This is a genomic window from Staphylococcus sp. FSL K6-0223 (assembly GCF_038008285.1).
In genome coordinates this window covers 711,846-738,715 of the sequence record NZ_JBBOYX010000003.1, presented here as the reverse complement: position 1 = coordinate 738,715, position 26,870 = coordinate 711,846, and the positions used below count along the sequence as shown (strand labels likewise).

The following is a 26,870-nucleotide window of genomic DNA, read 5'->3' as shown; positions in this document are numbered from 1 at the left end:
GAAAGCGATTCAGACTCAGACAGCGACTCAGACTCAGACAGCGATTCAGACTCAGACAGCGATTCAGACTCAGATAGTGACTCAGATTCAGATAGTGACTCAGATTCAGACAGCGGCTCAAATTGTGATTCTGGTTCAGAACATAAAGTACCAGTAGTACCAACACAATATCATGAAATGACATCACATCATGATTCAAACCATCATTATAATAATCTAGTGATGGAGCAGCATCATAAGCAAGAACTACCAGATACTGGTTATGATGTGGCAAATAATGGTACGTTATTTGGAGGTATTCTTGCAGCATTAGGATCATTACTTTTAGTAGGAAGCAAACGTAGAAGTAAGAAATACTAAACCATCATTTACTATTTAATCTTTAAACCCGAGCTTTGGTGCTCGGGTTTTTCTATGAAATAAAACAAAGTAAATGTAAAATAGAATTGAACACGAATGAAGGAGTGAAGCACATGGCTTTAATGACATTGAATTATAGTTCACCGACAATAGGTATGCATCAAAATCTTACAGTCATCTTACCGGAGGACTCAACTTACTTTGATAGCTCCACTTCACCTAAACAACTTAAATCATTATTACTTTTACATGGTTTGTCGAGTGATGAAACAACTTATGTGAGATACACAAGTATTGAGCGATATGCTAATGAACATCAGCTCGCAATTATTATGCCTAATGTAGATCATAGTGGTTACGCTAATATGGCCTATGGTCATAGTTATTATGACTATATATTAGAAATATATGAGTATGTACATCAAATTTTGCCACTCTCTAAAAAACGTGAAGATAATTTTATCGCGGGACATTCAATGGGTGGTTATGGAACGATTAAATTTGCGCTTACCCAACCAGATAAATTTTCCAAAGCAGCACCATTGTCTGCTGTATTCCAAGCGCAAACTCTCATAGATTTAGAGTGGATAGATTTTTCTGCTAAAGCTATCACTGGAGAGAATAGTGATATTAAAGGTACAAATCTAGATACATATCATCTTTTAGAACAAGCAATTGTTTCAAACGCGCAATTACCAGAACTTCTTATTATGTGTGGAACTGAGGATTTCTTATATGAAGATAATTTAGAATTTATTCGCACGCTTGATGAAAAAGGTATTAGTTATACATTCGAGGACAGCCCGGGTGAGCATAATTATGCATTTTGGGATAAGGCAATCAAAAGGGCTATTGAGTGGTTTGTAGAATAATTAAAGTTGAATATTAAAATTCAACGATTATCTAAATATATTGAAATTTATATGAACTCAAAGCGCTTTCAGTTTGAAAATTCTACTCTGTGGTAGACACACAATATCCTAGTTATAATAAGATATTGTTTTATTGTATTAAGACAATGAATGACTTAGGTATAACTTTAGACACACATATCGTATTAAGTATGACTATAAAGATTTTGTCAGTCGCTACTCTTATTTTCTTGAAATTGATATAAAAGATTATATGATTACGTAAAGATATTTAGTTTATAACCGTAGTAATCTTATTTCCTAGAAAATAATTTATTTACCCCGTGTCATGATTAATTTGACGCGGGGTATTTGTATTTAAGATTTTTCATCTTAAAAATTCAAAACCAAACAATTAAACCTAACTTTTAAAATGTAAAGAAAATGTAAAATTTTATAGAAAACTTAAAATAATTTACATTATATTGTTTTACAATCTTGCTAAGTTTAAAATAAGAGTAATATATTAAATGTTTTGAAGATTGGATTTTTTAACTAGGAGTGACGCCATTGCTGAAATATTATATTTCTACAGTTATATTCTTTATTGCTTTTTTATGTGTAAGTGGATTAACCTTAGCTACTAATCTAGAGTCAGAAGCATCGGTTGTAGCTGTAGGTGATAACTTGATTCACCCTGAAGTCTATAATGATGCGAAAACAGGTAAAAATAGTTTTGATTTCAAGCCTATGTATGAGCCCGTTAAAAAAGATATAAAAAATGCAGATATTGCATACGTTAACCAAGAATCTCCGCTTGGTGGTGATGATAGACCTTATCATGGATTTAAGCGTTTTAATACACCTAGTAGTGTAGCTCAAGACTTAGTAGATACAGGCTTTAACTTTGTAAATGGCTCTAATAATCACGCAATGGATCAAGGTGAATCGGGTATCAATAACAGTATACATACATGGGATAAATTTAAAGACAAAGTTTTATTTACAGGTGTTTTTAACTCTCAAGAAGCTCGAGATAATATTCCAACAAAAACAGTTAATGGTATAAAAGTATCAATGTTAAGTTATACATTTGGCACTAATGGTATTAAACCTTCCCATCCATACACAATTAATACATTTGATGAAACACAAATTAAAAAGGATGTTAAAGAAGCTAAAAAGCACAGTGATGCTGTGATTGTATCGGCTCACTGGGGCAATGAAGGTCATCATAAAGAAAATAAAACTCAAGAAAAATATGCAAAAGTCTTTGCAGATGCAGGAGTAAATGTAGTTTTAGGAATGCATCCTCACGTAATCGAGCCGGTGAAATGGGTGAAAGGGAAAGATGGCAATAAAACACTTGTTGCATATTCACTTGGTAATTTTTTAAATGGCCAAGCTACAGGTAACGAAAGCAATGATTTATTAGGTCGTCTTAATTTTAAATTAGTTAAAAATGCAAAAGGCGTCAAAGTGGAAAACGTTAAATGGAGAAGTATGGTCAATCATTATGAATTAGCCAATGTATATGATAAGAATTCTAAAAAAGATTTTAAAATATATCCTTTACATGACTATACTGACAAATTAGCAGAGAAACATGGTTTACATTATGTTAATGGAGCAAATATGACAAAAGAAAGATTGCAAGACATTACTAAAGAAGTTATCGATAAAGAATTCTTAGATGATGAAAGTTTATAGAAGATATAGAAGTGCGCTTAAACGTCAAAACGTTTAAGCGCCGTTTTTATATAGTAACTTAAATTATTTAATGAATTCTATTGTAAAAGGCACGACATAGTCTTCACCTTTGAGTACAAATATGATTGCGACGATTGAATAAATGATCATTGCTATACCAAGGATGAACAATAAGACGACGCCTATAAGTACAAAGACTAAAACGGATGCAATAATTGTATAAATAAGATAACTAATTAAGTAATTAAGATAATTTTTACCTTGTTGATCGATAAAAGCAGAATCATCTCTTTTTAATACCCAAATAATGAGTGGCCCTAAGAAAGTTGTGAAAAATGATAATAACCAAATGACCATAGCAATCGTAGTTTCATTATCAGAAACATCTTTAAATGCATGAGGATTTTTAGATTGATTCACCAATTTCATATATCATTTAGCCCCTTTTTGTATGATTTACTTTAAATATATACATTTTAATTATTAAAGTAAATGACTAAATAATAGTAAATAAAGGGTTATATTGTTCAAAGTAATTTTAATTATGTAACTGTTTCACGCGAAACGGTTACTTTATTGATAATGAAATCTGCAAGACACTACGAATATTGAATCATCCTTAATTTTGTATATTAATCGGTGTTCTATTGAAACTCTTCTACTGAAATAGCCTTCGTAGTTTCCTTTTAATGCTTCTGGTTTTCCAATACCATCGACACAACCATCTCTGGCAATACTTTTAAGTAAAGCATTCACTTTTTTAAAATAATTTTGATTGTGTTGTTGCCAATATTGATAATCTTTAAATGCTTGAGCTGTAAAAGTTACACTAAACTTACTCATTATCATCAATCTCTATTGTAATTGTTTGGTTATGATTCAATTCCATAATTGATTGATTTAAGTGAGACACATTAGCGAGATTGGATTGAAGGTACATCGTTTCCAACATCGCATTATAATCCTTTTCAGCTAAAATCACTGCATTTTCATTTTCCTTTGTCGTAATAGTGTAAGCCACACTATCCTCGTTCACTTTAGTAATAAGTTCTTTGAAATTCTGTCTAGCGTTTGAATAATTAACTGAAGGCATATTAACAGCTCCTTTAAACGTTGTACAATTTATTGTACAATGCGTCCGCTCTGTTGTCATCAATATTTTTTGTCTATAAATCATATTGATGTTTAAAAATGATAAATTCGGACATACATCATATGTAACCATTTTCAAAAGCACTTAATAGAACTAATCATTAATTTTTGGAGGAATGTTTCGCATGACTAAAGAAATTAAACAAAATGTTGGCACAGTTGAAGTTCCTGATACAGTTGAATCTGCAGTTGCTTTAGAGTATTCATTTGTAGAAGCATTAGTGAAATTAGACGTAAATGTAACTGGTATTGCAGATGATAATAATGTAGACAATTTAGACAGTGAAACTCGTAAAAATGTAGGTAGTTATCAATCAGTTGGCCATCGTCAAACACCTATTGTTGATGACATTAAAAATGCTGAGCCACAAGTGATTTTCGCAGATGAGGATAGACATAAATCTATCTTTGAAGATTTAAATTCAATTGCACCTACAGTATTAGTTAAAAGTTTTGATGCAGACTATAAACAAAACAAAGAATCATTCGATTATATTGCGAAAGTTGTTTCTAAACAAGATGAAGGTAAAACAATTTTAGATAATCATGAAAAAGAAATTAAAGATTTAAGTTCTAAAGTACGTATAGATAAAGATGTTGCTACAATCGCCGGCGTTGTTACTGATCAAGATTTAATCATTCATGCTTCTAAATCTTATGTTGGTCAATTATTAGAAGATGTAGGTTTCAAAGCTGGTATTTCTAAAGAAAATGAAAATGATTTACCTGGATATATGGGTGCTGATTATCATAAATTACCTATTAGCAAAGTTGCTGAAGTTAATCCAGAACGCTTAATTGTTATGGTAGATGAAGATAACCAAAAAGATTTCAATAACTTTAAAGAGTCAGATGTATGGAATCAATTAGATGCTGTTAAAAACAATCGTGTTCATGAAGTTAATCGTGAAACATGGGCTAAACATCGTGGTTTAGTAGCAGCAGAACAAATTTTAGAAGACATTACACAATTTACTGAGTAATAAAACGTTTAATTGCTCAAACAATAAAGCATAAAGAAAATGCCCTCTTATCAATTCATTGATAGGAGGGCATTGTTATATCTCATTCAATTACAATGAGTATGAAACTCAATTTATTTATTTTGAGAAGCAAATGCTTTGGCAATTTCACTTAATTTTACTGGTGCATCTTCCACTGCCATTTTCACTTCTACATAGTGCATACGATCGCTATTTGCATTAATTTTTTCAAATGCACGCTTTAATTCTTCAGACGTGTTAACATCGTGTACTTCGACATTGTCTCCGCCAAATACTGCAGGTAAAGCTTTATAATCCCACATGCGTATATCATTATATGGTTCTTTCATACCATGAATCATTCTCTCAACAGTGTAGCCATCATTATTGATAACAAAGATAACAGGTTTCAAGTTTTGACGTATCATTGTTGATAATGATTGTACCGTTAATTGTAATGAACCATCGCCAATGAGTAAGACATTTCTACGTTGAGGGTCAGCAATTTGAGTACCTAATGTTGCTGGTAACGTATAGCCAATTGAACCCCAAAGTGGTTGACCTATAAATGTATTATTTTTATGCATTGCTAAGTCATATGCACCGAAGAAAGATGTCCCTTGCTCTGCGATTAAGATATCGTCTAATTGTAAGAAATCTTGAATCATGTTGAAGTATGTTTCTTGAGTTAATGGCTGATCACTTAGTTCATAATTATTCTTTTGTGGTCTTTCATATTGAAGGTAGTCGTTTTTATTTTCAAAATGAAGATCCTTCAAACCATGTATTAAGCTAGGTAATGTAACGTCATTCGCAACTGTATCATTCATCTTGAAGTTCTTATGATTAATCATCACGACATCATCAATGTCGAATTCGTAAGAGAAGCCAGCTGTTGCTGAGTCAGTTAATTTCGCGCCGATATTTAAGATCGCGTCACTATTATTAACATAATCTTTAATCTTATCTTCAGCAATTTCACCATCAAATACTCCAATATAATGAGGGTTTTCTTCATTAAAGGCACCTTTACCTAGTGATAATTGAGCGACTGGAATATTTGTTTGATTAACAATCTCTTCTAACTCTTTATGCAAGTTGAAACTATTAATTTCGTGTCCTGCAATAATAAGTGGTTGGTCCGCTGATTTTAATTTATCTTCAATCATATCAATATATTTTTTAACATCTTGATGAGGCACGTCTTCAGGTTGGAATGTTTCTGAAACTTCGATTTCAGCTAATGCAACATCAATTGGTAAGTGTAAGTGAACTGGTCGACGCTCTTGAATTGCTGCATTGATCAATCTAGGAATTTCAGTTGTTGCATTTTCAGGAGTGATGTAACCTTGAGCAGTTGTAATAGGTTCGAACATCTTTCTGTAATCATCAAATGTACCTTCACCAAGTGAATGGTGTACAAACTTTCCAGCTTCTTCTACTGCACGAGTTGGTGCGCCTGTGATAGCTATTACTGGTACACGTTCGGCATAAGAACCTGCAATGCCATTTACTGCACTAAGTTCACCAACACCAAATGTAGTGACCATAGCACCTAAACCATTGATACGTGCATAACCATCTGTGGCATAACTCGCGTTTAATTCATTCGTATTGCCAATCCATTCTATATGTTCATGTGAAATAATATCATCTAAAAAGGCTAGGTTAAAATCCCCGGGAACACCAAAGACTTTATCTACTCCGGCTGCATAAACTGCGTCCATTAAATATTGTCCTACGCGTTGTTTCATATTCAACTCCACCTTTGTATTGTATTTATATTACATCTAAAATATTATCTGTTATAATAATTAAAGTCAATAAACTTGACCTTTATTGAAAAGTTAAAAAATCTGAAATTGATGACGAATAGCATTATTTTTATTATAATGACGATATTGAAGAGAAGGGAAAGTACACAAATGTCGATGAATAAAAATGATTATGAACACATGTTATTTTACTTCGCTTACAAAACTTTTATTACAACGGCAGATGAAATTATTGAAGAATATGGTATGAGTCGTCAACATCATCGCTTTTTATTTTTCATCAATAAATTACCAGGCATTACTATTAAAGAATTATTGTTAACTCTAGAAATATCTAAACAAGGCTCTCATGGAACGTTACGTAAATTGAAAGAAGAAGGTTTGATTTATGAAGAAACGTCTGAAGTGGATCGTCGTGTAAAAAAATTATATTCTACACAAAAAGGCGATGCGTTAATTCATAAGTTGAATAAAGCACAAGATGATTTATTTCATCAGACCAAGCAAAATGTTGGTAATGACTGGTATGCCATAATGGAAGAATTAGCGAATTATCGTGAAGGATTTAAAACAGTAGAACATTTAAAGGAAACTGATAAAAGCTGAGACTGTATGAATGACGGTCTCAGCTTTCTTTATTTTCAAAATATATATAATGATGATTATTGGCTATTCTTTTTAATTAAACTTACAACTAATGCAATAAAACCTAATGGGATTAATAAAATAAGTAATGCAATTAACCCTAAAGCACCTAATACCATTGCGATTCCTCCTCATTTGTTTTAGTTACTTAATTCTAGGTTAATTAGGTAATAAGTGTTATTCAATGATTTGTAGGTTAACTTTCAATAATGTAAGAAATAAAAAAGGTAAGTATGTTTTAAATGTTTACTACAACTAAATAAAAAAGTATTGCTTTTAACAGAAAATGGTATATTATTGTTTTATATTAATTCATTTTTAAGGGGAAATGGTATGAAAATATTAGGACATACTCGTGCATTTTCATTTAGAAAAGTAACTTTGGGAGCAGTCACTGCTTTAATTGGATTAGGCACTATAGGCGCAATGGGTAATCAAGCTCAAGCTAGTACGCACTCGAGTTATTCACAATCTCATCGAACAACGACTAATGGTAAAAGTACATCAACGCAATCGAGGGTTAAAACAACTACAGTTAAACCGAAAGTAACATCTACAAAGGTAGTTAAGCCAGTTCATCAGACAAGCAAAGTTCAAACTACTAAGAAAGTCGTGCCTACTAAACAATCGACTAAGAGTATAAAACCTGTAGTTACGAAAGCACCAACTAAACAAGCTACGAGTAGTAAAACTTCAGTTACTGTATCCAAAGCACCCACAACTTCTACGGGTAAAACGACAACTACTAAGTCAGTTACTACTCGGCCAAAAACTACATCAGCAGTAAAATCTACATCTACTAAGCCGACAGCTAAAACTTCAACTTCAAGAACATCATCAACATCTAAAAAATCAACTACTACGACTAAAGCAACAAAGTCTACTACAACTACGAAACGTACGTCGTCATCAACATCGGGAAGTAAGAGTGGAACGACAACATCTCGCACAACAACTCCAAGTAAGTCGACCGCTACTCATACAAGCACATCTACTCGCACAAGTTCGACTAAAAAGTCTACAACATCTACAACAAAGCCATCAACAACAAAATCAACTTCAACGTCGACAAAGCCTATATCATCAACTAAGAAATCAACTACGACAACGACTAAACCTACAACTTCAACAGCGAAGTCTACAACTTCAGCAACAAAATCAACTACGACACCGACAAAGCCATCAACATCAACTAAGCAGCCTACAACAACACCGGCAACTACCGTGCCTACCACTAATCAAACAGATAATAATCAAGAAATGATTGGTACTGCACCAGAAGAACATATAAAAGATAAGTATCAATCGATGACACAACTTGAGAGTGAAACGGTGGAAGGTGTAGATTGGAAAAAAGATACAAGAGATAATGGTACGAAAGTACTTATTGTTGCGCCACATGGAGGAAACATTGAACAAGGAACGACAGAAGCAACGAAAGCTTTGGCGGAAAAAGGAAATTATGATTATTTCTCTTTTGAAGCTATAAGACCTAAAAATAATACAGAATTACATGTTACTTCAACGCATTATGATGATCCTACTCTTAACCAAATGATTAAAAATCGCACAGCTACAATTTCTATTCATGGTGCAGCTGGTACAGATCAAATTATTTATTTAGGAGGGCCACGTTCAACTTTAAGAGATGAAATGGGAACACAATTAAAAAGTAGTGGTTTTACAGTGATGGTTCCACCTGATCGTATCGGAGGAGTAAAGAAAAATAACTTTATAAACAGAGAAGAAAACAATACAGGCGTTCAACTTGAACTAACAACTGCACTCAGAAAAGCTTTCTTCAATAATGGTGATACAAGTACTAAGAATCGTTCTAATGAAAGTAATTGGACGCCGCTGATGCAGACATTTGTTGATGCGTTATATAAGAGTATCAACAATATTTATCCAAATCATTAATTTTGTAGAAGTAAATTAATTCAAAAACTATATAACAATATTGTCATAATAGGGCTAAAGGATGATTTCGATAGCCCTATTATTTTTTATATTTATAACTAATAGAAATTGTTCAAATTTAATAAATTGATTTGAAATACTTCTTTTATAAATGGTAAGAAGGGAAATGTTTGATTTTGAAAAAGAGAATATCAATAAGTACCTCAAGTAAAATGAAATTATCAATACTTATTTGCTTGGTCATTCTAATAATAGGAATCACTAGCGCCTGTGCTATAACACATGAACATAAGCATTCTGCAACGCATCACTCAAAGTTGCATCATGTACCACTGATTGTAGGTCAAGGAGAAGATAAGGGACAGGCATCCACTGTCAATCTTGAGCCTTCAGAATCAGCACAAGAAGATGTACATCATAAAGACCGTTTTAAATCTATGACTGATTTATTTAAGCATACAAAACGGAATGTGGATTGGAAGAAAGAAGTTAAAAAAGTAGGAAGTCATGTATTAATTATTGCGCCTCACGGAGGAAACATTGAAGCGGGTACCACAGAGTTAACTAAATTAATAGCTAACGATAATCACTATGATTATTTTTCATTTACCGTTTTAAGAAAAAAACATGCTGAAGATTTGCATGTAACTTCAAGTCATTATAATGATCCTACATTATTAAATATGGTTAAATCTAAAGATTATGCAGTTTCCATACATGGTGCTAAAGGGGATAAACCTGTCATTTATCTTGGAGGATTAGATACACCTTTAAAAGAAGCAATTAAAAAACAATTAGTTAAACATCATTTTGTTGTTAAAATCGCACCAACTTATTTAGGTGGAGACTTAAAAGAAAATTTCATTAATGAAGATATCAAAGGGAAAGGTGTGCAACTTGAATTAACGACAGCTTTAAGAAAATCTTTATTTGTGAATGAAAAACTATCTGCGAAATCTAGAAATAATAGAAGTAATTGGTCACCGGCGATGTATCGTTTTTCAGATGCCATTGATAAAGCGGTACAACAAGTTGATGAATCAGGAAAAGATAGATAAAGTGTGGCTATATGAAAGAATATTAAATGCAAAAATTAAAATAGTAGAAAATAAAAAATCTCAGAATCGCAAGTGCTTTTCTGAGATTTTTCGCTAATATATTTTAGAAAGTTTTAGCTAGTTCTTTTGCTTCTTCAACGCCGGCTAATTTGATTTCTTCAGCCTTTTCAGGTTCAGCGTTATGACCTTCAATAATAACAGTTTCGTATGAAGGTACACCTAGGAATGTCATAATGTTTCTTAAGTATCGGTCTCCAGATTCAATTTCTGCAGTCGGTCCTTCGCTATAGTATCCGCCTCTAGATTGAATGTGAAGTACCTTTTTATCAGTGAGTAAACCTTGAGGTCCTTCTGAAGTGTATTTAAATGTTTTACCAGCTACTGTAATTGCATCGATATAAGCTTTTAAAACAGGTGGGAATGATAAGTTCCACATTGGGCTAACAAATACGTATTTATCAGCTTCTAAAAATTCATCAAGAATGGCTCCTAAACGAGTAACTTTTTTACTTTCTTCAGAAGTAAGTTCTTCGCCTTTTGCAGCTTTTCCCCAACCAATTAATACATCTTTATCAATATGAGGAATATCTTCAGTAAATAAGTCGATGTGTTTAACTTCATCTCCTGAGTGATTATCTTGATAAGCGTCGATGAAAGCTTTGCCAGCTGCCATAGAATTTGAAACGAGTTCATCGAGTGGATGAGCTGTAATGTATAATAATTTTGCCATTTTTTAGTTCTCCTTAAATGTTGTATAGTTGATATAATAATTATACTTAGTCGGGGAGATTTCACAATATGTTAAATTAAAAATCATCCTAATGGACTATAAAATAATTCTATATGTGCCTATTTCTACAAGAACACAATTTATTTTCATGAAATTAATATTATCTGAATTTGAAGTTTTTAAAATTAACTTTAAAAAGTGTATAATAGTATTAAAGATTTGAACAGCTTACATGTTCATATTAAGCATCCTAGAAAGGAGTGTAACAGATGAAAAAATTAGCAGTTATTTTAGCATTAGCTGGCGCAGCTTATTATGGTTTTAAAAAATACCAAAACCATGTTAACCAAGCACCAAATATCGAATACTAAAATTTACTTATCAAAGTAAGTGATTATATTGAAGATAAAAGACAAAATCCATTTGGATTTTGTCTTTTTTTGTAAATTTCGGGTAAATACATTGATATAGGAAATGAATATCAACTTATTAAAGTTGGGGGCTTTCATTTTCAAAAGCATCAAGAATCCACAATAGTTAAGAAGGGGGTGGAAAGATGTCTAAAATCTTATTAACTGGGGCCTCGGGATATATCGGTGGTCACCTTAAAGATAAATTAAAAGATCAACATGAAATCATCGCGATTTCTAGAAATACGAGTAACAAGCAAAATGAGGAGAATGTTACTTGGAAATCTGCAGATTTATTTGATTTAGATGAAATTACTGAAGTAATGGAAGGGATCGATACAGCCATTTATCTCGTCCATTCAATGATGCCATCAGCAAAGTTAACACAAGCTAACTTTGAAGATATGGATGCACTGCTTGCAGATAACTTCGCACGTGCAGCGAAAAAGCAGGGTGTTAAACATATTGTCTTTATGAGTGGTTTGATTCCAGATGACAATCATTTATCAGCTCATTTAAGAAGTCGTCTTGAATGTGAAAAGATTCTTGGAGATTATGGTATTCCGGTTAGTACATTACGCGCTGGATTAATTATTGGTGCGAAGGGAAGTTCTTATCCGATACTTAAGCGTTTAGTTGAACGTTTACCAGCTATGGTATTACCTAGTTGGGCATATAACATGATAGCACCAGTAGCGATAGAAGATGTCATAGATGGGTTAGCAGCACTTGTTGAACGTTCTCCATCTGAAAATGAATCTATCGATATTAGTGGGCCTGAGACAATGAACTATAAAGAGTTGATTCAGCGAACAGCTAAAGTATTAGACAAACCATTACCTATGCTTGACTTGCCCATTATACCGATAATTGTAAGTCGTTATTGGGTTCAATTGATTTCAAGTGTACCGAAAGAAATGGTTTATCCGTTAATGAATAGTTTAATACATGATATGGTACCGCATGATAAACGCATCGTACCTAAATTGTCATTAGGAAATATTACATTTGAAGATAGTGTGAAACGTGCTTTAGACGAAGAGAAAGAAGAGAAAAAGAAGAAGGCGAAACAAAGTTCTAGTCACTCTAAATCTAAGAAAGAAGAAATTAAAGATGTGCGCGCCATCACACGATTTGAAATTCCTGATGGATATAGTATTAAAGATGTGACAACGGAATATGCTCGTTTCATAAATAATATTACATTGCACTTAGTGAAAGGTACGATTAATGAACATGAATTCAATATGAATGTACCTTTTATTAATAAATTTATTCTGAAAATGAAAAAAGACGAACATGACTCAAGTGAAGAAATGGCAGTGTATCGCATTGTCGGTGGCGATTTAGCACATGCGGATAATGGAGGAAATGCACGTTTCGAATTTCGCAGATTGAGAAATACTAATGAAGGGATTATTGCCCTTCAAGAATATGAACCAACATTACCATGGGTCGTTTATAAATTAACACAAGCGAAAGTCCATAAAACGGTAATGAACATATTTAAGAATAGAATGGCAAAATTATCAAAACAAAAGAAAGGATCAGGTGAGCAAGATATGACAAGAAATATTATTATTGGTGTTTCAGTAGCAGTTGCATTAGTGGCAGGAGGAGCAGGAGCGTTTGCTTTAATTAAGCGCAATCAAATGAAAAAAGAAAGTATGTCAAACGCAGAATTATAAATAATAGTTGGTCGTGACAACTTATGGTACTTCTATCCAGATGAGAATGATCTAAATAGCGTAATGAAAAAATATAAAGAAAACTTAGATTTATAAGCATATCAACCAGTTAGGACACTAAGATGTTCTAACTGGTTTTTTCATTAAAAAAGACGACCTGGCATATACCAAGTCGTCTTTATCATTAAATATCTGAATTATTGTTGATTTTGATTAGATGTTACATCATTTTTGAAAAAGTCGAAGATGTTTTGAGCACTCTTAGTGTTTTCCATGTTGCCTTTAAACTTGCTAGATCCTGGACCGTAAGCGTAAGTATTCACATCTTCACCAGTATGACCGTTTGTAGTCCATCCAGTGTGGGACGCATCATTGATTGGTTCTTGGATGGCATTTTGTAATTTTGTAGTAGCTTCTGCTACTTTAGGATCTTTATCATCTTTACCTTCTTTTTGAAGTTTGCGTAAATCTTTGGCAGCTTGTTTCACTTTATCCATTTGTTTGCTAGGGAAGTCAATGCCGTAACCTTCGTTGATGACTTTTTCAGGGTCTTTTCCTGCAGCAATTTCTTTAGTCATATACATACCAGAATGTTTCATTTTATGAATAGCTTCTGGATTCCATTTGTAATCTTTACCTTTAGCAATTGTCATACCACCAGTTGAATGGTCAGCTGTTGCTACGACTAAAGTATCTTTGTGTGTTTTCGCATAGTCGATAGAGTTTTGGAATGCTTTTTCAAAGCCTCCCATTTCTGACATTACACCAGTAACATCATTTGGATGTGCAGCTTTATCGATAGAAGCACCTTCAACCATTAAGAAGAAGCCTTTATTGTTCTTATCTAATTTACTTAATGCACTTTGTTCCATATCTACGAGTAAAGGATTTTTAGATGGTGCATCAATTTGAAGAGGCATATCTTTCTCAGAGAAAGTTCCTAATACTTTGTCACTTTGAGAATTAAGAAGTTGTGTTTTATTACTTACTAAATCATAACCGTCTTTTTTGAATTTTTTATCAAGGTTGCCATTTTCTTTACCGAAGTATTTAGAACCGCCACCTAGGAGAACGTCTACTTTATGTTGACCGTTAATTTTATCATTATAAAATTGTTGAGCAATTTCATCTTTTTTATCACGAGAGTCAACATGTGATGCGTAAACAGCAGGAGTTGCATCAGTAAGTTCAGCCGTTGTAACTAAACCAGTTGATTTACCTTGCTCTTTAGCTTGTTCTAAAACAGATTTTAATGCCTTTTTATTATTATCAACGCTGATTGCGCCATTGTATGTTTTATGACCAGTCGCGAAAGCAGTTCCGCCTGCAGCTGAATCTGTTACGTTTTCTTTTGGATCATTAGGATATGTACGATTTGTACCTTTAAGGTATTTATCAAATGCAGTTGCATTCATTTTTTTAGCGCCAGGTTGATTTTTATAATAACGATATGCTGTATTGAAAGATGGGCCCATGCCATCGCCAACCATGAAAATAACATTTTTAGGATTCTTAGTATTACCAAATGCTACTGCATCATCTTGTCCTTGCTGTCCTTGGGCATTTTCACCTGGACCCGCACCACTTCCTGAAGCATGTGATACATTTGAAGCACCTAATACAGATGCAGCTACAATAGAACTTGCTATCGTTGTTTTACCAAATTTATTAATGAAACTCATAATTAATGTGCCCCCTAAATAAGTTATGTATTGCATTTTTAAGTATAGGGTATGAACTTTGATTAAAAGTAATTTTTAAGTAAATGAATTGTAAATGTATATAAATTTGAAAAGAATTTAAATTCTAATTGCTTAAAATTAAATTGAGTTATTATACTAAAAGATACAGAGATTACCTTTTTTCATTCAATATTTTAGGACAAAAAATTGTATGAAACGTGTTTGTTTAAAAATGTATTTTTTAGATACAAACATGTAAAATAGTGATAAATAGAAATTTTGTTATAAAAAGATGAGGACGAAACAACCTCAAAGAAGGTGAAATAATGATACTTGTTATGTTATCTCCAATATTGATTATTGGATTTATAGCTTTAGGTATTTTTGAAGAAAGAAGAAGAAGTAAAAAAGCTCAAGATCAAAAAGACCAAATTGAAAAAGATAAAAATAAAGTTTATGATTCAGAAGAGAACAAATAGTTAAAGTATGTCGTTGAAAGGTGAACAGTTATGAAGATTCTCATAGTCGAAGATGATTTAGTTATTGCTGAGAGCTTGGCTAATGAACTTTCAAAATGGAATTATGAAGTGAATGTTGTTGAAAACTTTGATCAAATTATGGAAGATTTTCGTGAAACAGAACCACAACTAGTATTATTAGATATCAATTTACCTACACTCAATGGATTTCATTGGTGCCAAGAAATGCGCAAAGAATCTAATGTTCCTATCATGTTTATTAGTTCAAGAACCGATAATATGGATCAAATTATGGCTATTCAAATGGGTGGCGATGACTTTATTGAGAAACCGTTCAATTTATCGCTAACAGTAGCGAAGATACAAGCGTTACTTCGCCGTACATACGATTTATCCGTATCAAATGATGAATTAGATGTGAAAGGTTGCAAGTTGATTCTCGATGAGGCGAAACTCGTAAAGGATGATGACGCTGTTCAATTGTCATTAACAGAACTTCAAATTTTGAAAATGTTATTCCAAAATGAAGGAAAATACGTGAGTCGTACAGCATTAATTGAAAAGTGTTGGGAATCTGAAAACTTTATCGATGACAATACCTTAGCAGTTAATATGACTAGATTACGCAAGAAGTTATTATCTATAGGCGTTGATGATTTTATTGAAACTAAGAAAAATGTCGGATATAGGGTTTAATGATTATGTTGCTATCTTTTATAAAATCGATTCGAAATGAGATTACAATTATATTTTGTATATTTTTATTATTTGCATTAATATTTTACTTATTTTCATTACCATTTAGTGCCTTCGGTCTTGCGTTAGGAATCGTATTACTCATCATTTTTATTCATTGGTGGGTAAAGTACCTTGGATTTAAGAGAAATGAGGATCTTAAAGAGAAGGTAGATAATTTGGAAAATGAATTAACTGAAGTAAAAAATCGCCAAGTAGAATATCGTAATGATGTGGAAAGTTACTTTTTAACATGGGTACACCAAATTAAGACACCTATCACAGCGTCACAACTATTACTCGAACGTAATGAAGAAAATGTTGTCAATCGCGTAAGACAAGAAATTGTTCAAATTGATAACTATACAAGCTTAGCATTGAGTTATTTAAAATTACTCAACGAAGAATCTGATATGACAATTTCATCAGTGACAGTGAATGAATTAATACGTCCGCTAATCATGAAATATCGAATTCAGTTTATCGAACAACATACTAAAATTCAGTATGAAAAGTGTGAAGCAACTGTTTTAACGGATGCACAATGGGCGTCTATTATGATAGAACAAATTTTAAATAATGCTTTGAAGTACGCGCGTGGAAAAGACATTTGGATTGAATTTGATTCTGCTAAACAAACATTAATCATTAAAGACAATGGTGTAGGTATTAGTAAAGCAGATATTCCTAAAATATTTGATAAAGGCTATTCTGGTTACAACGGCAGACTTAATGAAGAATCAAGCGGCATAGGATTGTTCATTGTTAAGCATATTTCTAATCATTTGAATCATGAGGTCGATGTAGATTCAGGACTTGGTGAAGGTACGACATTTAAAATACATTTTCCCAACGAAGATTAGCTAACTTTCAAAATTGTAAGTTTGCCAACAATATTTGTAAGAAATTATGAATGTTGTTGGCACTTTTTTATTTTATGATATTAAGTGAAATGAGAAAGGGGCATTCGTGATGTTATTAGAAGTGAAAAATGTAAAAAAAGTATATGGAAGAGGACTAAACTCAACTACCGCATTAAATAATATGAATTTAGAAATTGATGACGGTGAGTTTGTAGCTATCATGGGTGAATCAGGCTCAGGAAAATCTACGCTACTCAATCTCATTGCGACTTTTGATAAGGTGACAGAAGGTTTTATTTCGCTTAATGGAACCGCAATCAACAAACTGCGAAATAAAGAAGTTGCCCGTTTTCGAAGAGAAACTTTAGGATTTGTCTTTCAAGATTTTAATGTCTTAAACACTATGACCAATAAAGACAATATTCTAATGCCACTTGTCCTTTCAAATGAACGTCCTAAAACAATGAATGAACGACTTGAAACAATAAGCACTCAATTAGGTATTAATGATTTGTTGGACAAATATCCATACGAAATCTCAGGCGGGCAAAAACAGCGAATTGCTATAGCACGCGCACTCATCGCTCAGCCTAAATTATTACTAGCCGATGAACCTACTGGGGCACTAGATTCCAAAACTTCTAAAAACCTTATGAAATTATTTCGAGAAATTAACCAAAATAATCAAACTATCTTAATGGTGACACATTCTAATATCGATGCGTCATATGCCGAAAGAGTTATTTTTATTAAAGATGGTAAACTTTATCATGAAATCTATCGTGGTGAAGAATCTCGAGATGAATACCAGAAACGGATTGCAGATAGCTTAGCTATCCTAAATGGAAGAGGTGATTAGTGTGACATTCAAGATGATATGGAAAATGATAAAACGTGGGTATGTCACACAACGTCATATTATTGTTCCGTTTATTATTGCTGTGAGTATCATGTTTGGTATTGAGTATATATTAATATCGATAACTCAGAATACGTATACTCAACGACATAGCGTCACACTTCCGCTATTTGCTGTTTTAGGTAATGTACTCATGTCTATGTTGACGTTAATATTTGTTGTATATGCTAATAACTTTGTAATTAAAAGAAGGCAACGAGAATTTGCTGTATACATGATTTTAGGGATGGAGAAAAAACATATAAAAGTTTCTTTGGTTATTGAATCTTTGATCAATTTCATAATTATTAGTTGTATAAGTTTAATTGGGGGATACTTGTTCGGTTCTTTATTTTTTATGCTTATAAGTAAAATATGGATAGGGAAGAGTGCAAGTTTAGTTGATTACCCGTTTGATATTAGATCAATGTGGATAACTTTAATCATGCTAGTGGTAGTTTTAAGCGTGCTTAATATTATAAATATTATAAAGGTAACCTTTCAAAGTCCACTTAAATTAGTTAACCAAAATAGTAAAAAAACTGGAAAAACATCTAAAATTTTTACTTACATTTCATTGTTATTAGGAATTCTTCTAACTGGGTTTGGGTATAGTATTGCCTTACAGAACAATACTATGATTGGTTCATTAGCAAGTATATTTGTAGCTATGCTTAGTGTTTTTATAGGAACATACTTCCTCTTTATATCTTTAAGCGTATTAATATTAGATTGGTTAAAAAAAATACCCAACTTTTATTACAAGACTAATAATTTTTTTACTGTATCTAATTTGAGAAGTAGATTAAAATCTAACGCAGTAAGCTTAGCTACTATATCATTATTAGCTACATTCCTCATAGTTACTTTAGGTATGACAATTCACACTTATAGAGGTTTCAATGAACGAATAGATCAAATATGGCCAAATGAATATCTAATCAGCGTGAGTGGAGATGTTCATAAAGATAAAAAAGTAAAAAAAATAATGGATTCATTAGAAAATGATATTCAAAGGCACGTTAAAACCGATACCTTTAAAATGTATAGTATAAAAAGCAATAAGGCTGAATTTGTAAATAATAAAAATAACACTATATTAAGGCCGAACTCAAAAAAGTTTGATGGTCGATTATTCTATTTATCTAAAGAAGTACCTCACTATATTACGACATATTTTATGACACTTAATGATTATAATAAATATCACCCTAACTTAAGTCTTAAAAGTAATGAGATAGCAATTAATACAGATAATTCCGTTTTAAATAAGACAGATAAAATAAAAATCAATGGAACTGAATATAGGTTGAAGCATATTAAGAAAATGAATATAAATACGCTATCAAATTTTATGGACGGTGCTTATTTAGTAACGAAAAATAATAAAATTAAAGAAAAGTTATATAATTACCTAAATAATTTTTCTAAAGATGATGACTACTATCCACGATCTTTTTTAGAATTCAATGTTATGGGGGATAAAAAACTCAGTGCTTCTCAAATAAATAAAATAAATAAAAATAGCAATAATGGAGCGTTTGTAGAGGATAGACCCAGATTTGAAAAGGAGTGGACTGGCGTTAATGGCGGATTGATATTTGTCGGGACTGTGGTATCCTTCGTATTATTCATCGCTATCTTCCTAATGATGTATTACAAACAAATTTCTGAAGGTTATGATGATAGACGTGAATATGAAGTAATGAGAAAAATTGGACTTGAACAAGACTTAATTAAGAAAATTATCAATAAACAAATTATATGGATATTTTCAATACCTGTTATTGTAGCAATTATCCATACCTTAGTTGCTTCCAAAATTATTTTTAATCTTCTTGGATTTATAACACCTAAAAATAGTGGAGCATTTGCTACAAGCTTTATAGGAGTTACTTTAGCATTTATCGCTATTTATTCTCTTATGTACTGGGTAACTTCACGTATTTACTATATGATCATTAATAATAAACATTAATATTTCAAAGGCTAAGACATGCTTATCGTGTCTTAGTCTTTTTTATACACTATAAAACTTGTATTTCTAGTGCTAATATTGTTTTAAATTTAATTGAAATGACCTTTATATTTTCATGAAATTAATAACTTCAAATTAAATGTTAAATTCTTTTTTTAATTTTTAAGAATAAATCTAAATTTTTAGGGTATTAAACAAATATCTTGCAAAGGAGGAATTATAAACATGATAAAACGTACTGTTGAAAAAGTTCTATCTTGGATAGGAAATATACTCCATCTTCTATACTTAGGTTTTATTGCTTTAATGGTTTCAATGATGGGTAATAAAGATTTTAAACATGAAATGATTCATAATACTCAAGATTCAAATCAAGGTGTATCATCTGACCAACTTAATCAGTCATATGGAATGTTATCAAGTATGGGTACATGGTACATCATTGGTTTTATAGTATTATTAATTCTTGCAATTATTGCTACATTATTAATCAGTAAAAAATCTAAAATTGCAGGTATCATCTTATTAATCGTAGGTGTTATTGCGTTACTTACTTCAAGTTTCTTAGCAGGTATTTTATGGATAATTGCAGGTATCATGCTATTAGCACGTAAACCAAAAAATGATTCAAATCATCAATATAATGATAAACATAATGCCTATGCAAATAATGAGCACCATAGAAATAACAACCACAATGAATATGACAAAAACAATAATTACAATAACAATCATAATGAATATGATAGAAATCATAGTCACGACGACAATCATCATAATTATGATCACCATAATGCTCATGATAATACACATTCTCATGACAATTATCAAAATAATGAGCACTATGAAAATGGTGACAGACAAGTTAATGAGAAGAATAACTCATTTATTTTATCTGATGATGACAAAAAACATGAACAACAAGAAATTAAAGATCAATATTCACACAATAGTGACAGAGAGTCTCATGATTTAAACAATCATTCAAAAGATAATCATCATGATTTTAACTCTAATGACACTAAACGTGATGATTTTATTAAAGAAGAAGAGCGTCATCGTAAAAATGAAAAAGAAGACGATCCATTTAAATATTAAATTAATAATTGTATAAGTTTATTAAGTACAAAGACCGATCCACCAAAATGAGTGGGTCGGTTTTTTCAATATCTATAAATATATGATGAACGAGTTTCTTCCTATTATATAATATAAAACTTTGAACAGATTTATTATCGAAAATGAAATTTACATACAACTATTGAAAATGTTAATGAATTAGTCTAGAATTTTTCAATGCACACAATTCAATGTACATTTAAAAACGAAGTTTAAATGATTATATTTAAGTCAATATATTTTTGCATGCTAATGTTCAAAATAATTGAGGGAGGAATTATTGAGGATGAATTGGATATCGATACTCTTATTCATTCTGGTGGTAGGTGGTATTTCATTATACGCTTATCTACAATCGAAAAAAGTTAAAACAGATAGTTCAGATGGTTACTTTATGGGAGGTAACAGTCTGACAGGATTTACAGTTGCTTCGACGATTATTATGACTAATTTATCTACGGAGCAAATCGTGGGACAGAATGGACAAAGTTATTCACAAGGTATGGAAGTTATGGCATGGGAGGTTACTGCAGCTGTAGCGGTTGTACTACTAGCTTGGATCTTCTTGCCTAAATATTTACAATATGGTGTTACGACTATTTCTGAATTCTTAGAATTAAGATATGATACTTTTACTAAGCGATTTGTATCTATCTTATTTATTTTCACATACGTCGTTTCATTCTTACCCGTTGTACTTTACTCTGGTTCACTCGTGTTCAACAAAATGTTTAACATTGATAAATATTTAGGAGTAAGCAGTACAACTGCCGTTATCATTATTTCCTTGGTCATAGGCGTTGTAGGAATCATCTATTTATTTGTCGGTGGTTTATCTCTTAGCGCATTCAGTGACTCTATTTATGGTATGGCGCTTATTATCGGAGGACTTGCGATTACAATTCTAGGTCTCGGACATCTAGGTGACGGTAATTTTATCCATGGTTTCGATAAAATGGTTCAAAAAACGCCAGAGAAATTGAATGGATTCGGTAAAATCGATTCTGATATTGTGCCATGGCCTACGTTATTCTTCGGTATGTTCTTCAATAATTTATTCTTCTGGTGCGCAAACCAAATGATTGTTCAAAAAGCGCTTGCTGCTAAGAACTTAAAGGAATCACAAAAAGGTGCTATTTACTTAAGTTTATTCAAGGTATTCGGGCCTTTATTTACAGTGCTTCCAGGAGTAGTTGCATACAACTACTTTAATGGCAGTATTAAAACTCCAGACAATGCGTATCCAGCGCTTGTAAGTTCAGTACTACCTGATTGGGCTTTCGGTTTATTTGGTGCCGTGATTTTCGGTGCAATCTTAAGCTCATTTGTAGGTTCATTAAACAGTACAACGACATTACTTACGCTTGATTTTTATAAACCCATCTTCGGAAAGAATAAATCTGATAAACATATTGCACGTGTAGGTCACATTGCGACAATCGTTATTGGCGCAATTGTAGTAGGGCTTGCGCCAGTCATTTCATTATTCCCAAGTGGTTTATACGCTGTTGTACAACAATTCAATGGTGTTTACAGTATGCCAGTACTCGTACTTGTGTTAGTCGCATTCTATTCTAAGAAGACATCTAAGTTAGGTGCTAAAGTTGCACTTGCCACACACATTGTAATATATGCGATTGTGAGTCTCGTATTTACAGAAATTAACTATTTATATACATTCAGCGTATTATTCTTTGTAGATTTAATTATTGTATTAATTTTCAATAAGATTAAACCTTCTAGTGAATATGACTTAAAATCACGTCAAGCACAGGTCGATATGACACCATGGAAATATCGCTATGTTGCTGGAATATTTATCTTGGCATTAGTGGTAATAAGTTATATCATCTTTTCACCACTCGTACTTGCGAAATAAATGTTACAATTGGAACTTGATAAATGAATGAATAGAAGTGTACGTTGGCACGCTAGAGGTAGTGTTAACGTACACTTTATCTATATTAAATTTAATTTTCCTGAAAATGAAAAACGAAAGGAGGTTCTAACGCATATGCATACAGTCGGCATCATACCTTCACCAGGTGTTGCACATCATCATGCGAAGAGAATCATACCAAAAGTAAAAAAATTGCTTACTGAACGTATCGAAGGTGATAGCCATTGGAACTTCGATATTAAAGTAGATTTAATGATAGGTTCAGCTGAAGATGTACATGAAAGTGTGGACAAGGCCGCTCAATTAAAGGACGACCATCACTGGGATTATGTCATCTGTTTAACTGATTTACCGAGTATTTCTGATAATAAAGTCGTGATTAGTGACTATAATAATGATAAGCAAGTAGCTATGTTATCTCTACCTTCACTTGGCTTTATGAGTTTGAACAGTAAATTAGTTAAGACTGTGACATCTTTGATTGAACAGTTATACTATGAAGATCCGAAAAGTAAAAATGCGCCACATCCATTTGTACGCATGAAATCAGTTGAACCTAATGAAGATGAATCTGAAAAAAGACGTTACATTAATACATTATTTATCATTAGTTGGATTCAACTTATTGGTGGTTTAACACGAGCCAATCAGCCATGGAAGAATATCTTTAATTTTAAAAAGATTATCTCCGTTGCATTTGCTACAGGTACGTATATTTCAATTTTCTCTATGCCTTGGGAACTCAGTGTCATTTATTCACCTTTCAGACTCATACTGCTTATGATTATTGCGATATTAGGTATGGCAGGTTGGTTACTATACGCACATCAATTATTAGAAAGAAAGACTGCGAAATCCCAACGCGTTTATCGTTATATCTATAACTCAACGACACTAGTTACATTGAGTGTGATTACTTTAATGAATTATTTTATTCTATACATTTTACTCATTATCAGTATTACGCTATTTGTACCAGTTGATTTATTTAATAGTTGGACAAGTGCAAAGGCTCAATTTACCTTTACTAATTATTTAAGATTGATTTGGTTTGTCGCGTCATTAGGTCTATTAGCAGGCGCTATGGGTTCTACAGTTGAAGATGAAGAAAAAATACGACGCATTACGTATTCATATAGACAATATCATCGCTATAAAGAGGCAGAAGAAGAACAAAAAGAACAACAACAATCTCAAGACGTATCACATCAGAAAGTTGAACAACAAGCTTCAAGTAATGATCAACAAGATGAACAATATGAAGGTAAAAAACAAGGTCACAGAGAGGAGGATGAGTAATGGCAGATTTGGAGAAAAGAACGGTTGGACTAGTTGTAGCGCCAGGGGTTACAGAACGTCTAGCAGAAAGTTTGATGGAAGAGTTGCCAGATATGTTGTCTGAACAATATAACAACAAAAAAGAATGGACATTTGATTTGGTTACAGATCCATTAACTGGCTTTGCAGAATCTGTAGATGAAATATTTAAGAAAGTTGCAGATTATCATGATAAGCGCCAATGGGATTATGTCATTTCAATTACTGACTTGCCGATGTTTGCTGATCATCAAGTGATGGCATTAGATATCAACATGTATAACGGCGCAGCAATCTTCTCATATCCAGCATTTGGCTGGCGCCCAGTAAAAAATAGATTTAAACAAGCAATTCTTAGTATCATTCAAGAACTCCATGAAGCAGAACACGAAAGTCGTAATTACGATGATAATAACAATATAGAGACATCCGTTAAAAAACAATTTCCTCTCTCTAAAATAGATAAAACTCAAGTGTATTTAGAAGAAACTGAGTCATATCATTTAAGATATTTATCAAGTTCTCGTTCTAGAGGTATGTTTAGACTTGTCAGTGGTATGACATTTGCTAATAACCCATTAAATATGATGGCAAGTTTAAGTAATATAGTTGCCATTGCCTTTACGACAGGCGCTTTCGGGCTTGTCTTTACAACGATGTGGCAAATGGCCAATAACTTTTCAATGTGGCGTCTATTTGGTATATCCATTATCGCGATTATTGGCATGTTAATATGGATTATGATGTCTCACGATCTTTGGGAATCTGTTAAATCAAGTAAAAATAAAAGGATAACTTGGTTATATAATGCTACGACAATTATGACGTTAATTATTGCCATTATCATTTACTATATTATTTTATATACTCTGTTCTTGATTGCAGAGTTAGTGCTGCTACCGGCAGACTTTTTAGGACAACAAGTAAGTCTTGAAGGTCCAGCAGGTCCAGATCTTTATTTAAGTATTCCTTGGTTTGCAGCATCTGTTTCTACAGTTGCAGGTGCTATTGGTGCAGGTTTATTAAATGATCAGTTAATTAAAGAAAGTACGTATGGCTATCGACAACGTATTCGATACGAAGATACCCATGATAAAACTCAATAAGAATATGACATAAATTTATATGTATAATATGAATGATTGTATATAAAGCCACTCCATAATTTTGGGAGTGGCTTTATTTATAACTAAATCTTTTCATAATTTATATTAAATTGTAATTTTTATATTAAAAACTAGAAGCAAGATGAATAACAGTATTTTCAATTATTAAGAGCATAGATTTTCTATAAAAAATATTTTAAAATATTGTTTAACAACTTAATTTGAGTAAAAATTGAAAGTAGGGTTAGTTATGTACTGTTCAAATTGTGGACATCAATTAAAAGAGGGCCAATCGTTTTGTAATCAATGTGGAGCACATATTAGGCAATCATATCAAAATCACCCACCTCATTATAACCAAAACCATTCTAACTACAACGTACAACGTGCATCTCGTGGTAAGAAGCCAACAGGTTTAATTATTTTATTATCACTCATCTTTATAGGATTCATTGCTGCTATGCTTTACGGAGCATATTATGCTTATGAACATTATGTCAAAGATGATGATAAGACATCAGAATCTGTTCAATCAAGTCCATCTAATACAAATGATTCAAAAAGTGAGAAAGATTCAACTTCTAAAGGTCCGCATATTGATGTCTTTAGTACAGCATTTGATAAAGGATATATGAAATCTGCGTCAACGAGTGGTTATCAAGGTATATATACAGGTATGACACGTAAAGAAGTTGAAGAAAAATTTGGTAAATCCGATGGAAAGGTTGATAGTTCAAATTATACTTACGAAAAGTATGGGAACTTAGCAGTTGCGTATGAGAATGATGAAGTTGTTCATGTAGGGGTGGCCCCTAATGATATTTCAGAAGACCAATTTATCCAAAAATATAACGAACCTGATGACAGAAAGCCAAATCAATTAATCTATGATAGCAATAAAGATAATGATTTCTCTGTATTAGTTAATGTTAAAAATGGAAAAATATCTGTTATCGAAAATGTTGATCAATTATAGAGAGTTGCGAAAGCAACTCTATTTGTTTATATAAAATTATGCAAATATTTTGAATTGTGAAATACAATGTAATAGAATTCAACCAATCGTACTCGATTGAAAAGAGGTGAATGTGTGAATAAGTAACACATGTTACTAGAAAACTAGTTATATTTTAAACTTATCATATGAGTCGATGATTGACGCAATTATGAAAGAAAGAATTTAAATGGTTTGGTTTAACCAATTCGTAATATCTCGTGTGACTTGCTTTATGAGTTAAGGACACTTAAACTCACAATGGCATGAATAAATAATTAGACCTATTTAATGAAAAGAAACTAAGAATTAAATGTTAAACAGTCCGAAATACTGTTCGCTAAGACGAGGTAACGAAGTCATAAAAGTATAACTTTTATTGTAGCGGGTATCATATGTATAGAATTCGTATCTGTCATGTTTAAAAAGGAGTCGAAGTCGATATCATTTGCCGTATCGCGCGGTAAACAAATGATTTCTGAGTATAATAATAAAACTGAAACGGAAATATCTATTA

Annotated in this window: 25 protein-coding genes; 19 read left to right on the top strand and 6 right to left on the bottom strand. The window is 32.2% G+C overall.

The genetic code is table 11. The annotated features are described in order from the left end of the window. The 3 genes from MHI13_RS20865 to MHI13_RS20855 form a co-directional block, all read left to right on the top strand. The coding region (locus MHI13_RS20865; RefSeq protein ID WP_340761934.1) for an LPXTG cell wall anchor domain-containing protein at positions 1 to 360 on the top strand (360 nt) is incomplete at its 5' end. A 113-nt stretch (positions 361 to 473) separates the two neighbouring features. Beyond that, a complete protein-coding gene (locus MHI13_RS20860) occupies positions 474 to 1,232 on the top strand; it encodes an alpha/beta hydrolase (protein ID WP_002436240.1) in 759 nt (252 codons plus the stop codon). Positions 1,233 to 1,772: 540 nt separating this feature from the next. Further along, positions 1,773 to 2,921 carry a CapA family protein gene (locus tag MHI13_RS20855; protein ID WP_176605631.1) on the top strand — a complete coding sequence of 383 codons (1,149 nt, stop codon included), beginning with the start codon at positions 1,773 to 1,775 and terminating at the stop codon, positions 2,919 to 2,921. Positions 2,922 to 2,984: 63 nt separating this feature from the next. Here MHI13_RS20855 and MHI13_RS20850 read toward each other — a convergent pair whose 3' ends face one another. From MHI13_RS20850 to MHI13_RS20840, 3 genes are all read right to left on the bottom strand, one after another. Then, positions 2,985 to 3,350, bottom strand: coding sequence for a DUF4870 domain-containing protein (locus tag MHI13_RS20850; protein ID WP_002436243.1), 366 nt, complete (start codon positions 3,348 to 3,350; stop codon positions 2,985 to 2,987). Positions 3,351 to 3,494: 144 nt separating this feature from the next. Continuing rightward, a complete protein-coding gene (locus MHI13_RS20845) occupies positions 3,495 to 3,764 on the bottom strand; it encodes a Txe/YoeB family addiction module toxin (RefSeq protein ID WP_002436254.1) in 270 nt (89 codons plus the stop codon). After that, positions 3,757 to 4,014 carry a type II toxin-antitoxin system Phd/YefM family antitoxin gene (locus tag MHI13_RS20840; protein ID WP_002436168.1) on the bottom strand — a complete coding sequence of 86 codons (258 nt, stop codon included), beginning with the start codon at positions 4,012 to 4,014 and terminating at the stop codon, positions 3,757 to 3,759. Before MHI13_RS20840 ends, MHI13_RS20845 begins: the two co-directional genes overlap by 8 nt. A 184-nt stretch (positions 4,015 to 4,198) precedes the next feature. Here MHI13_RS20840 and MHI13_RS20835 point away from each other — a divergent pair, with 184 nt between their 5' ends. Continuing rightward, the gene (locus MHI13_RS20835) at positions 4,199 to 5,056 is read left to right on the top strand and encodes an ABC transporter substrate-binding protein (RefSeq protein WP_064210761.1); all 858 of its coding nucleotides are present in this window, start codon (positions 4,199 to 4,201) and stop codon (positions 5,054 to 5,056) included. 113 nt (positions 5,057 to 5,169) lie between these two features. Here the strand turns inward: MHI13_RS20835 and MHI13_RS20830 are convergent, their stop codons facing one another. Beyond that, positions 5,170 to 6,810 carry an alpha-keto acid decarboxylase family protein gene (locus MHI13_RS20830; protein WP_064210760.1) on the bottom strand — a complete coding sequence of 547 codons (1,641 nt, stop codon included), beginning with the start codon at positions 6,808 to 6,810 and terminating at the stop codon, positions 5,170 to 5,172. A 171-nt stretch (positions 6,811 to 6,981) separates the two neighbouring features. On the opposite strand from MHI13_RS20830, the gene MHI13_RS20825 reads away from it, so the two are divergent. The 3 genes from MHI13_RS20825 to MHI13_RS20815 all read left to right on the top strand — a co-directional run bounded on the left by MHI13_RS20825 (position 6,982) and on the right by MHI13_RS20815 (position 10,454). Next, positions 6,982 to 7,437 carry a MarR family winged helix-turn-helix transcriptional regulator gene (locus MHI13_RS20825; RefSeq protein ID WP_002436214.1) on the top strand — a complete coding sequence of 152 codons (456 nt, stop codon included), beginning with the start codon at positions 6,982 to 6,984 and terminating at the stop codon, positions 7,435 to 7,437. Between the two features lie 372 nt (positions 7,438 to 7,809). Beyond that, on the top strand, positions 7,810 to 9,396 hold the full coding sequence (locus MHI13_RS20820; RefSeq protein ID WP_241497418.1) for a poly-gamma-glutamate hydrolase family protein: 1,587 nt from the start codon (positions 7,810 to 7,812) through the stop codon (positions 9,394 to 9,396). Between the two features lie 212 nt (positions 9,397 to 9,608). After that, positions 9,609 to 10,454: a poly-gamma-glutamate hydrolase family protein gene (locus MHI13_RS20815; RefSeq protein WP_002436206.1), complete on the top strand. Its 846-nt coding sequence runs from the start codon at positions 9,609 to 9,611 to the stop codon at positions 10,452 to 10,454. Positions 10,455 to 10,557: 103 nt separating this feature from the next. On the opposite strand, the gene MHI13_RS20810 is transcribed toward MHI13_RS20815, so the two are convergent. Beyond that, on the bottom strand, positions 10,558 to 11,184 hold the full coding sequence (locus MHI13_RS20810) for an FMN-dependent NADH-azoreductase (RefSeq protein WP_002436199.1): 627 nt from the start codon (positions 11,182 to 11,184) through the stop codon (positions 10,558 to 10,560). A gap of 269 nt (positions 11,185 to 11,453) precedes the next feature. Here MHI13_RS20810 and MHI13_RS20805 point away from each other — a divergent pair, with 269 nt between their 5' ends. After that, the gene (locus MHI13_RS20805) at positions 11,454 to 11,555 is read left to right on the top strand and encodes an SE2200 family small protein (RefSeq protein WP_016898541.1); all 102 of its coding nucleotides are present in this window, start codon (positions 11,454 to 11,456) and stop codon (positions 11,553 to 11,555) included. A 185-nt stretch (positions 11,556 to 11,740) separates the two neighbouring features. Continuing rightward, the gene (locus MHI13_RS20800; protein WP_064210759.1) at positions 11,741 to 13,282 is read left to right on the top strand and encodes an NAD(P)H-binding protein; all 1,542 of its coding nucleotides are present in this window, start codon (positions 11,741 to 11,743) and stop codon (positions 13,280 to 13,282) included. Between the two features lie 197 nt (positions 13,283 to 13,479). Here MHI13_RS20800 and MHI13_RS20795 read toward each other — a convergent pair whose 3' ends face one another. Beyond that, on the bottom strand, positions 13,480 to 14,964 hold the full coding sequence (locus tag MHI13_RS20795) for an alkaline phosphatase (RefSeq protein ID WP_002436173.1): 1,485 nt from the start codon (positions 14,962 to 14,964) through the stop codon (positions 13,480 to 13,482). A gap of 326 nt (positions 14,965 to 15,290) precedes the next feature. Here MHI13_RS20795 and MHI13_RS20790 point away from each other — a divergent pair, with 326 nt between their 5' ends. The 10 genes from MHI13_RS20790 (at position 15,291) to MHI13_RS20745 (ending at position 26,335) form a co-directional block, all read left to right on the top strand. Continuing rightward, positions 15,291 to 15,443, top strand: coding sequence for a hypothetical protein (locus MHI13_RS20790; RefSeq protein WP_002436229.1), 153 nt, complete (start codon positions 15,291 to 15,293; stop codon positions 15,441 to 15,443). Between the two features lie 30 nt (positions 15,444 to 15,473). Continuing rightward, positions 15,474 to 16,139 carry a response regulator transcription factor gene (locus MHI13_RS20785; protein ID WP_002436233.1) on the top strand — a complete coding sequence of 222 codons (666 nt, stop codon included), beginning with the start codon at positions 15,474 to 15,476 and terminating at the stop codon, positions 16,137 to 16,139. Positions 16,140 to 16,144: 5 nt separating this feature from the next. Beyond that, the gene (locus tag MHI13_RS20780) at positions 16,145 to 17,041 is read left to right on the top strand and encodes a sensor histidine kinase (RefSeq protein ID WP_002436260.1); all 897 of its coding nucleotides are present in this window, start codon (positions 16,145 to 16,147) and stop codon (positions 17,039 to 17,041) included. A gap of 109 nt (positions 17,042 to 17,150) precedes the next feature. Further along, positions 17,151 to 17,900 carry an ABC transporter ATP-binding protein gene (locus MHI13_RS20775; protein WP_002436183.1) on the top strand — a complete coding sequence of 250 codons (750 nt, stop codon included), beginning with the start codon at positions 17,151 to 17,153 and terminating at the stop codon, positions 17,898 to 17,900. A gap of 1 nt (position 17,901) precedes the next feature. After that, positions 17,902 to 19,917 carry an ABC transporter permease gene (locus MHI13_RS20770; RefSeq protein ID WP_064210758.1) on the top strand — a complete coding sequence of 672 codons (2,016 nt, stop codon included), beginning with the start codon at positions 17,902 to 17,904 and terminating at the stop codon, positions 19,915 to 19,917. A 225-nt stretch (positions 19,918 to 20,142) separates the two neighbouring features. Further along, positions 20,143 to 21,015: a DUF4064 domain-containing protein gene (locus MHI13_RS20765; protein ID WP_002436204.1), complete on the top strand. Its 873-nt coding sequence runs from the start codon at positions 20,143 to 20,145 to the stop codon at positions 21,013 to 21,015. 307 nt (positions 21,016 to 21,322) lie between these two features. Then, positions 21,323 to 22,915 (top strand): solute:sodium symporter family transporter, encoded by a 1,593-nt coding sequence (locus MHI13_RS20760; protein WP_002436279.1) that lies wholly within the window; start codon positions 21,323 to 21,325, stop codon positions 22,913 to 22,915. Positions 22,916 to 23,050: 135 nt separating this feature from the next. Continuing rightward, positions 23,051 to 24,235, top strand: a complete 1,185-nt coding sequence (locus MHI13_RS20755) for a hypothetical protein (protein WP_002436186.1) — start codon at positions 23,051 to 23,053, stop codon at positions 24,233 to 24,235. Continuing rightward, positions 24,235 to 25,359: a hypothetical protein gene (locus MHI13_RS20750; protein WP_002436170.1), complete on the top strand. Its 1,125-nt coding sequence runs from the start codon at positions 24,235 to 24,237 to the stop codon at positions 25,357 to 25,359. Before MHI13_RS20755 ends, MHI13_RS20750 begins: the two co-directional genes overlap by 1 nt. 250 nt (positions 25,360 to 25,609) lie before the next feature. Further along, the gene (locus MHI13_RS20745) at positions 25,610 to 26,335 is read left to right on the top strand and encodes a zinc ribbon domain-containing protein (RefSeq protein ID WP_002436194.1); all 726 of its coding nucleotides are present in this window, start codon (positions 25,610 to 25,612) and stop codon (positions 26,333 to 26,335) included. The last annotated feature ends 535 nt before the right edge of the window (positions 26,336 to 26,870 follow it).

Coding starts and splice junctions, on each gene's coding strand:
- MHI13_RS20760 (WP_002436279.1), top strand. CDS start 21,323: ATGAATTGGATATCGATACTCTTATTCATTCTGGTGGTAGGTGGTATT.
- MHI13_RS20810 (WP_002436199.1), bottom strand. CDS start 11,184: ATGGCAAAATTATTATACATTACAGCTCATCCACTCGATGAACTCGTT.
- MHI13_RS20835 (WP_064210761.1), top strand. CDS start 4,199: ATGACTAAAGAAATTAAACAAAATGTTGGCACAGTTGAAGTTCCTGAT.
- MHI13_RS20785 (WP_002436233.1), top strand. CDS start 15,474: ATGAAGATTCTCATAGTCGAAGATGATTTAGTTATTGCTGAGAGCTTG.
- MHI13_RS20840 (WP_002436168.1), bottom strand. CDS start 4,014: ATGCCTTCAGTTAATTATTCAAACGCTAGACAGAATTTCAAAGAACTT.
- MHI13_RS20795 (WP_002436173.1), bottom strand. CDS start 14,964: ATGAGTTTCATTAATAAATTTGGTAAAACAACGATAGCAAGTTCTATT.
- MHI13_RS20815 (WP_002436206.1), top strand. CDS start 9,609: ATGAAATTATCAATACTTATTTGCTTGGTCATTCTAATAATAGGAATC.
- MHI13_RS20790 (WP_002436229.1), top strand. CDS start 15,291: ATGATACTTGTTATGTTATCTCCAATATTGATTATTGGATTTATAGCT.
- MHI13_RS20755 (WP_002436186.1), top strand. CDS start 23,051: ATGCATACAGTCGGCATCATACCTTCACCAGGTGTTGCACATCATCAT.
- MHI13_RS20820 (WP_241497418.1), top strand. CDS start 7,810: ATGAAAATATTAGGACATACTCGTGCATTTTCATTTAGAAAAGTAACT.
- MHI13_RS20750 (WP_002436170.1), top strand. CDS start 24,235: ATGGCAGATTTGGAGAAAAGAACGGTTGGACTAGTTGTAGCGCCAGGG.
- MHI13_RS20850 (WP_002436243.1), bottom strand. CDS start 3,350: ATGAAATTGGTGAATCAATCTAAAAATCCTCATGCATTTAAAGATGTT.
- MHI13_RS20860 (WP_002436240.1), top strand. CDS start 474: ATGGCTTTAATGACATTGAATTATAGTTCACCGACAATAGGTATGCAT.
- MHI13_RS20780 (WP_002436260.1), top strand. CDS start 16,145: ATGTTGCTATCTTTTATAAAATCGATTCGAAATGAGATTACAATTATA.
- MHI13_RS20805 (WP_016898541.1), top strand. CDS start 11,454: ATGAAAAAATTAGCAGTTATTTTAGCATTAGCTGGCGCAGCTTATTAT.
- MHI13_RS20745 (WP_002436194.1), top strand. CDS start 25,610: ATGTACTGTTCAAATTGTGGACATCAATTAAAAGAGGGCCAATCGTTT.
- MHI13_RS20825 (WP_002436214.1), top strand. CDS start 6,982: ATGTCGATGAATAAAAATGATTATGAACACATGTTATTTTACTTCGCT.
- MHI13_RS20845 (WP_002436254.1), bottom strand. CDS start 3,764: ATGAGTAAGTTTAGTGTAACTTTTACAGCTCAAGCATTTAAAGATTAT.
- MHI13_RS20765 (WP_002436204.1), top strand. CDS start 20,143: ATGATAAAACGTACTGTTGAAAAAGTTCTATCTTGGATAGGAAATATA.
- MHI13_RS20800 (WP_064210759.1), top strand. CDS start 11,741: ATGTCTAAAATCTTATTAACTGGGGCCTCGGGATATATCGGTGGTCAC.
- MHI13_RS20775 (WP_002436183.1), top strand. CDS start 17,151: ATGTTATTAGAAGTGAAAAATGTAAAAAAAGTATATGGAAGAGGACTA.
- MHI13_RS20830 (WP_064210760.1), bottom strand. CDS start 6,810: ATGAAACAACGCGTAGGACAATATTTAATGGACGCAGTTTATGCAGCC.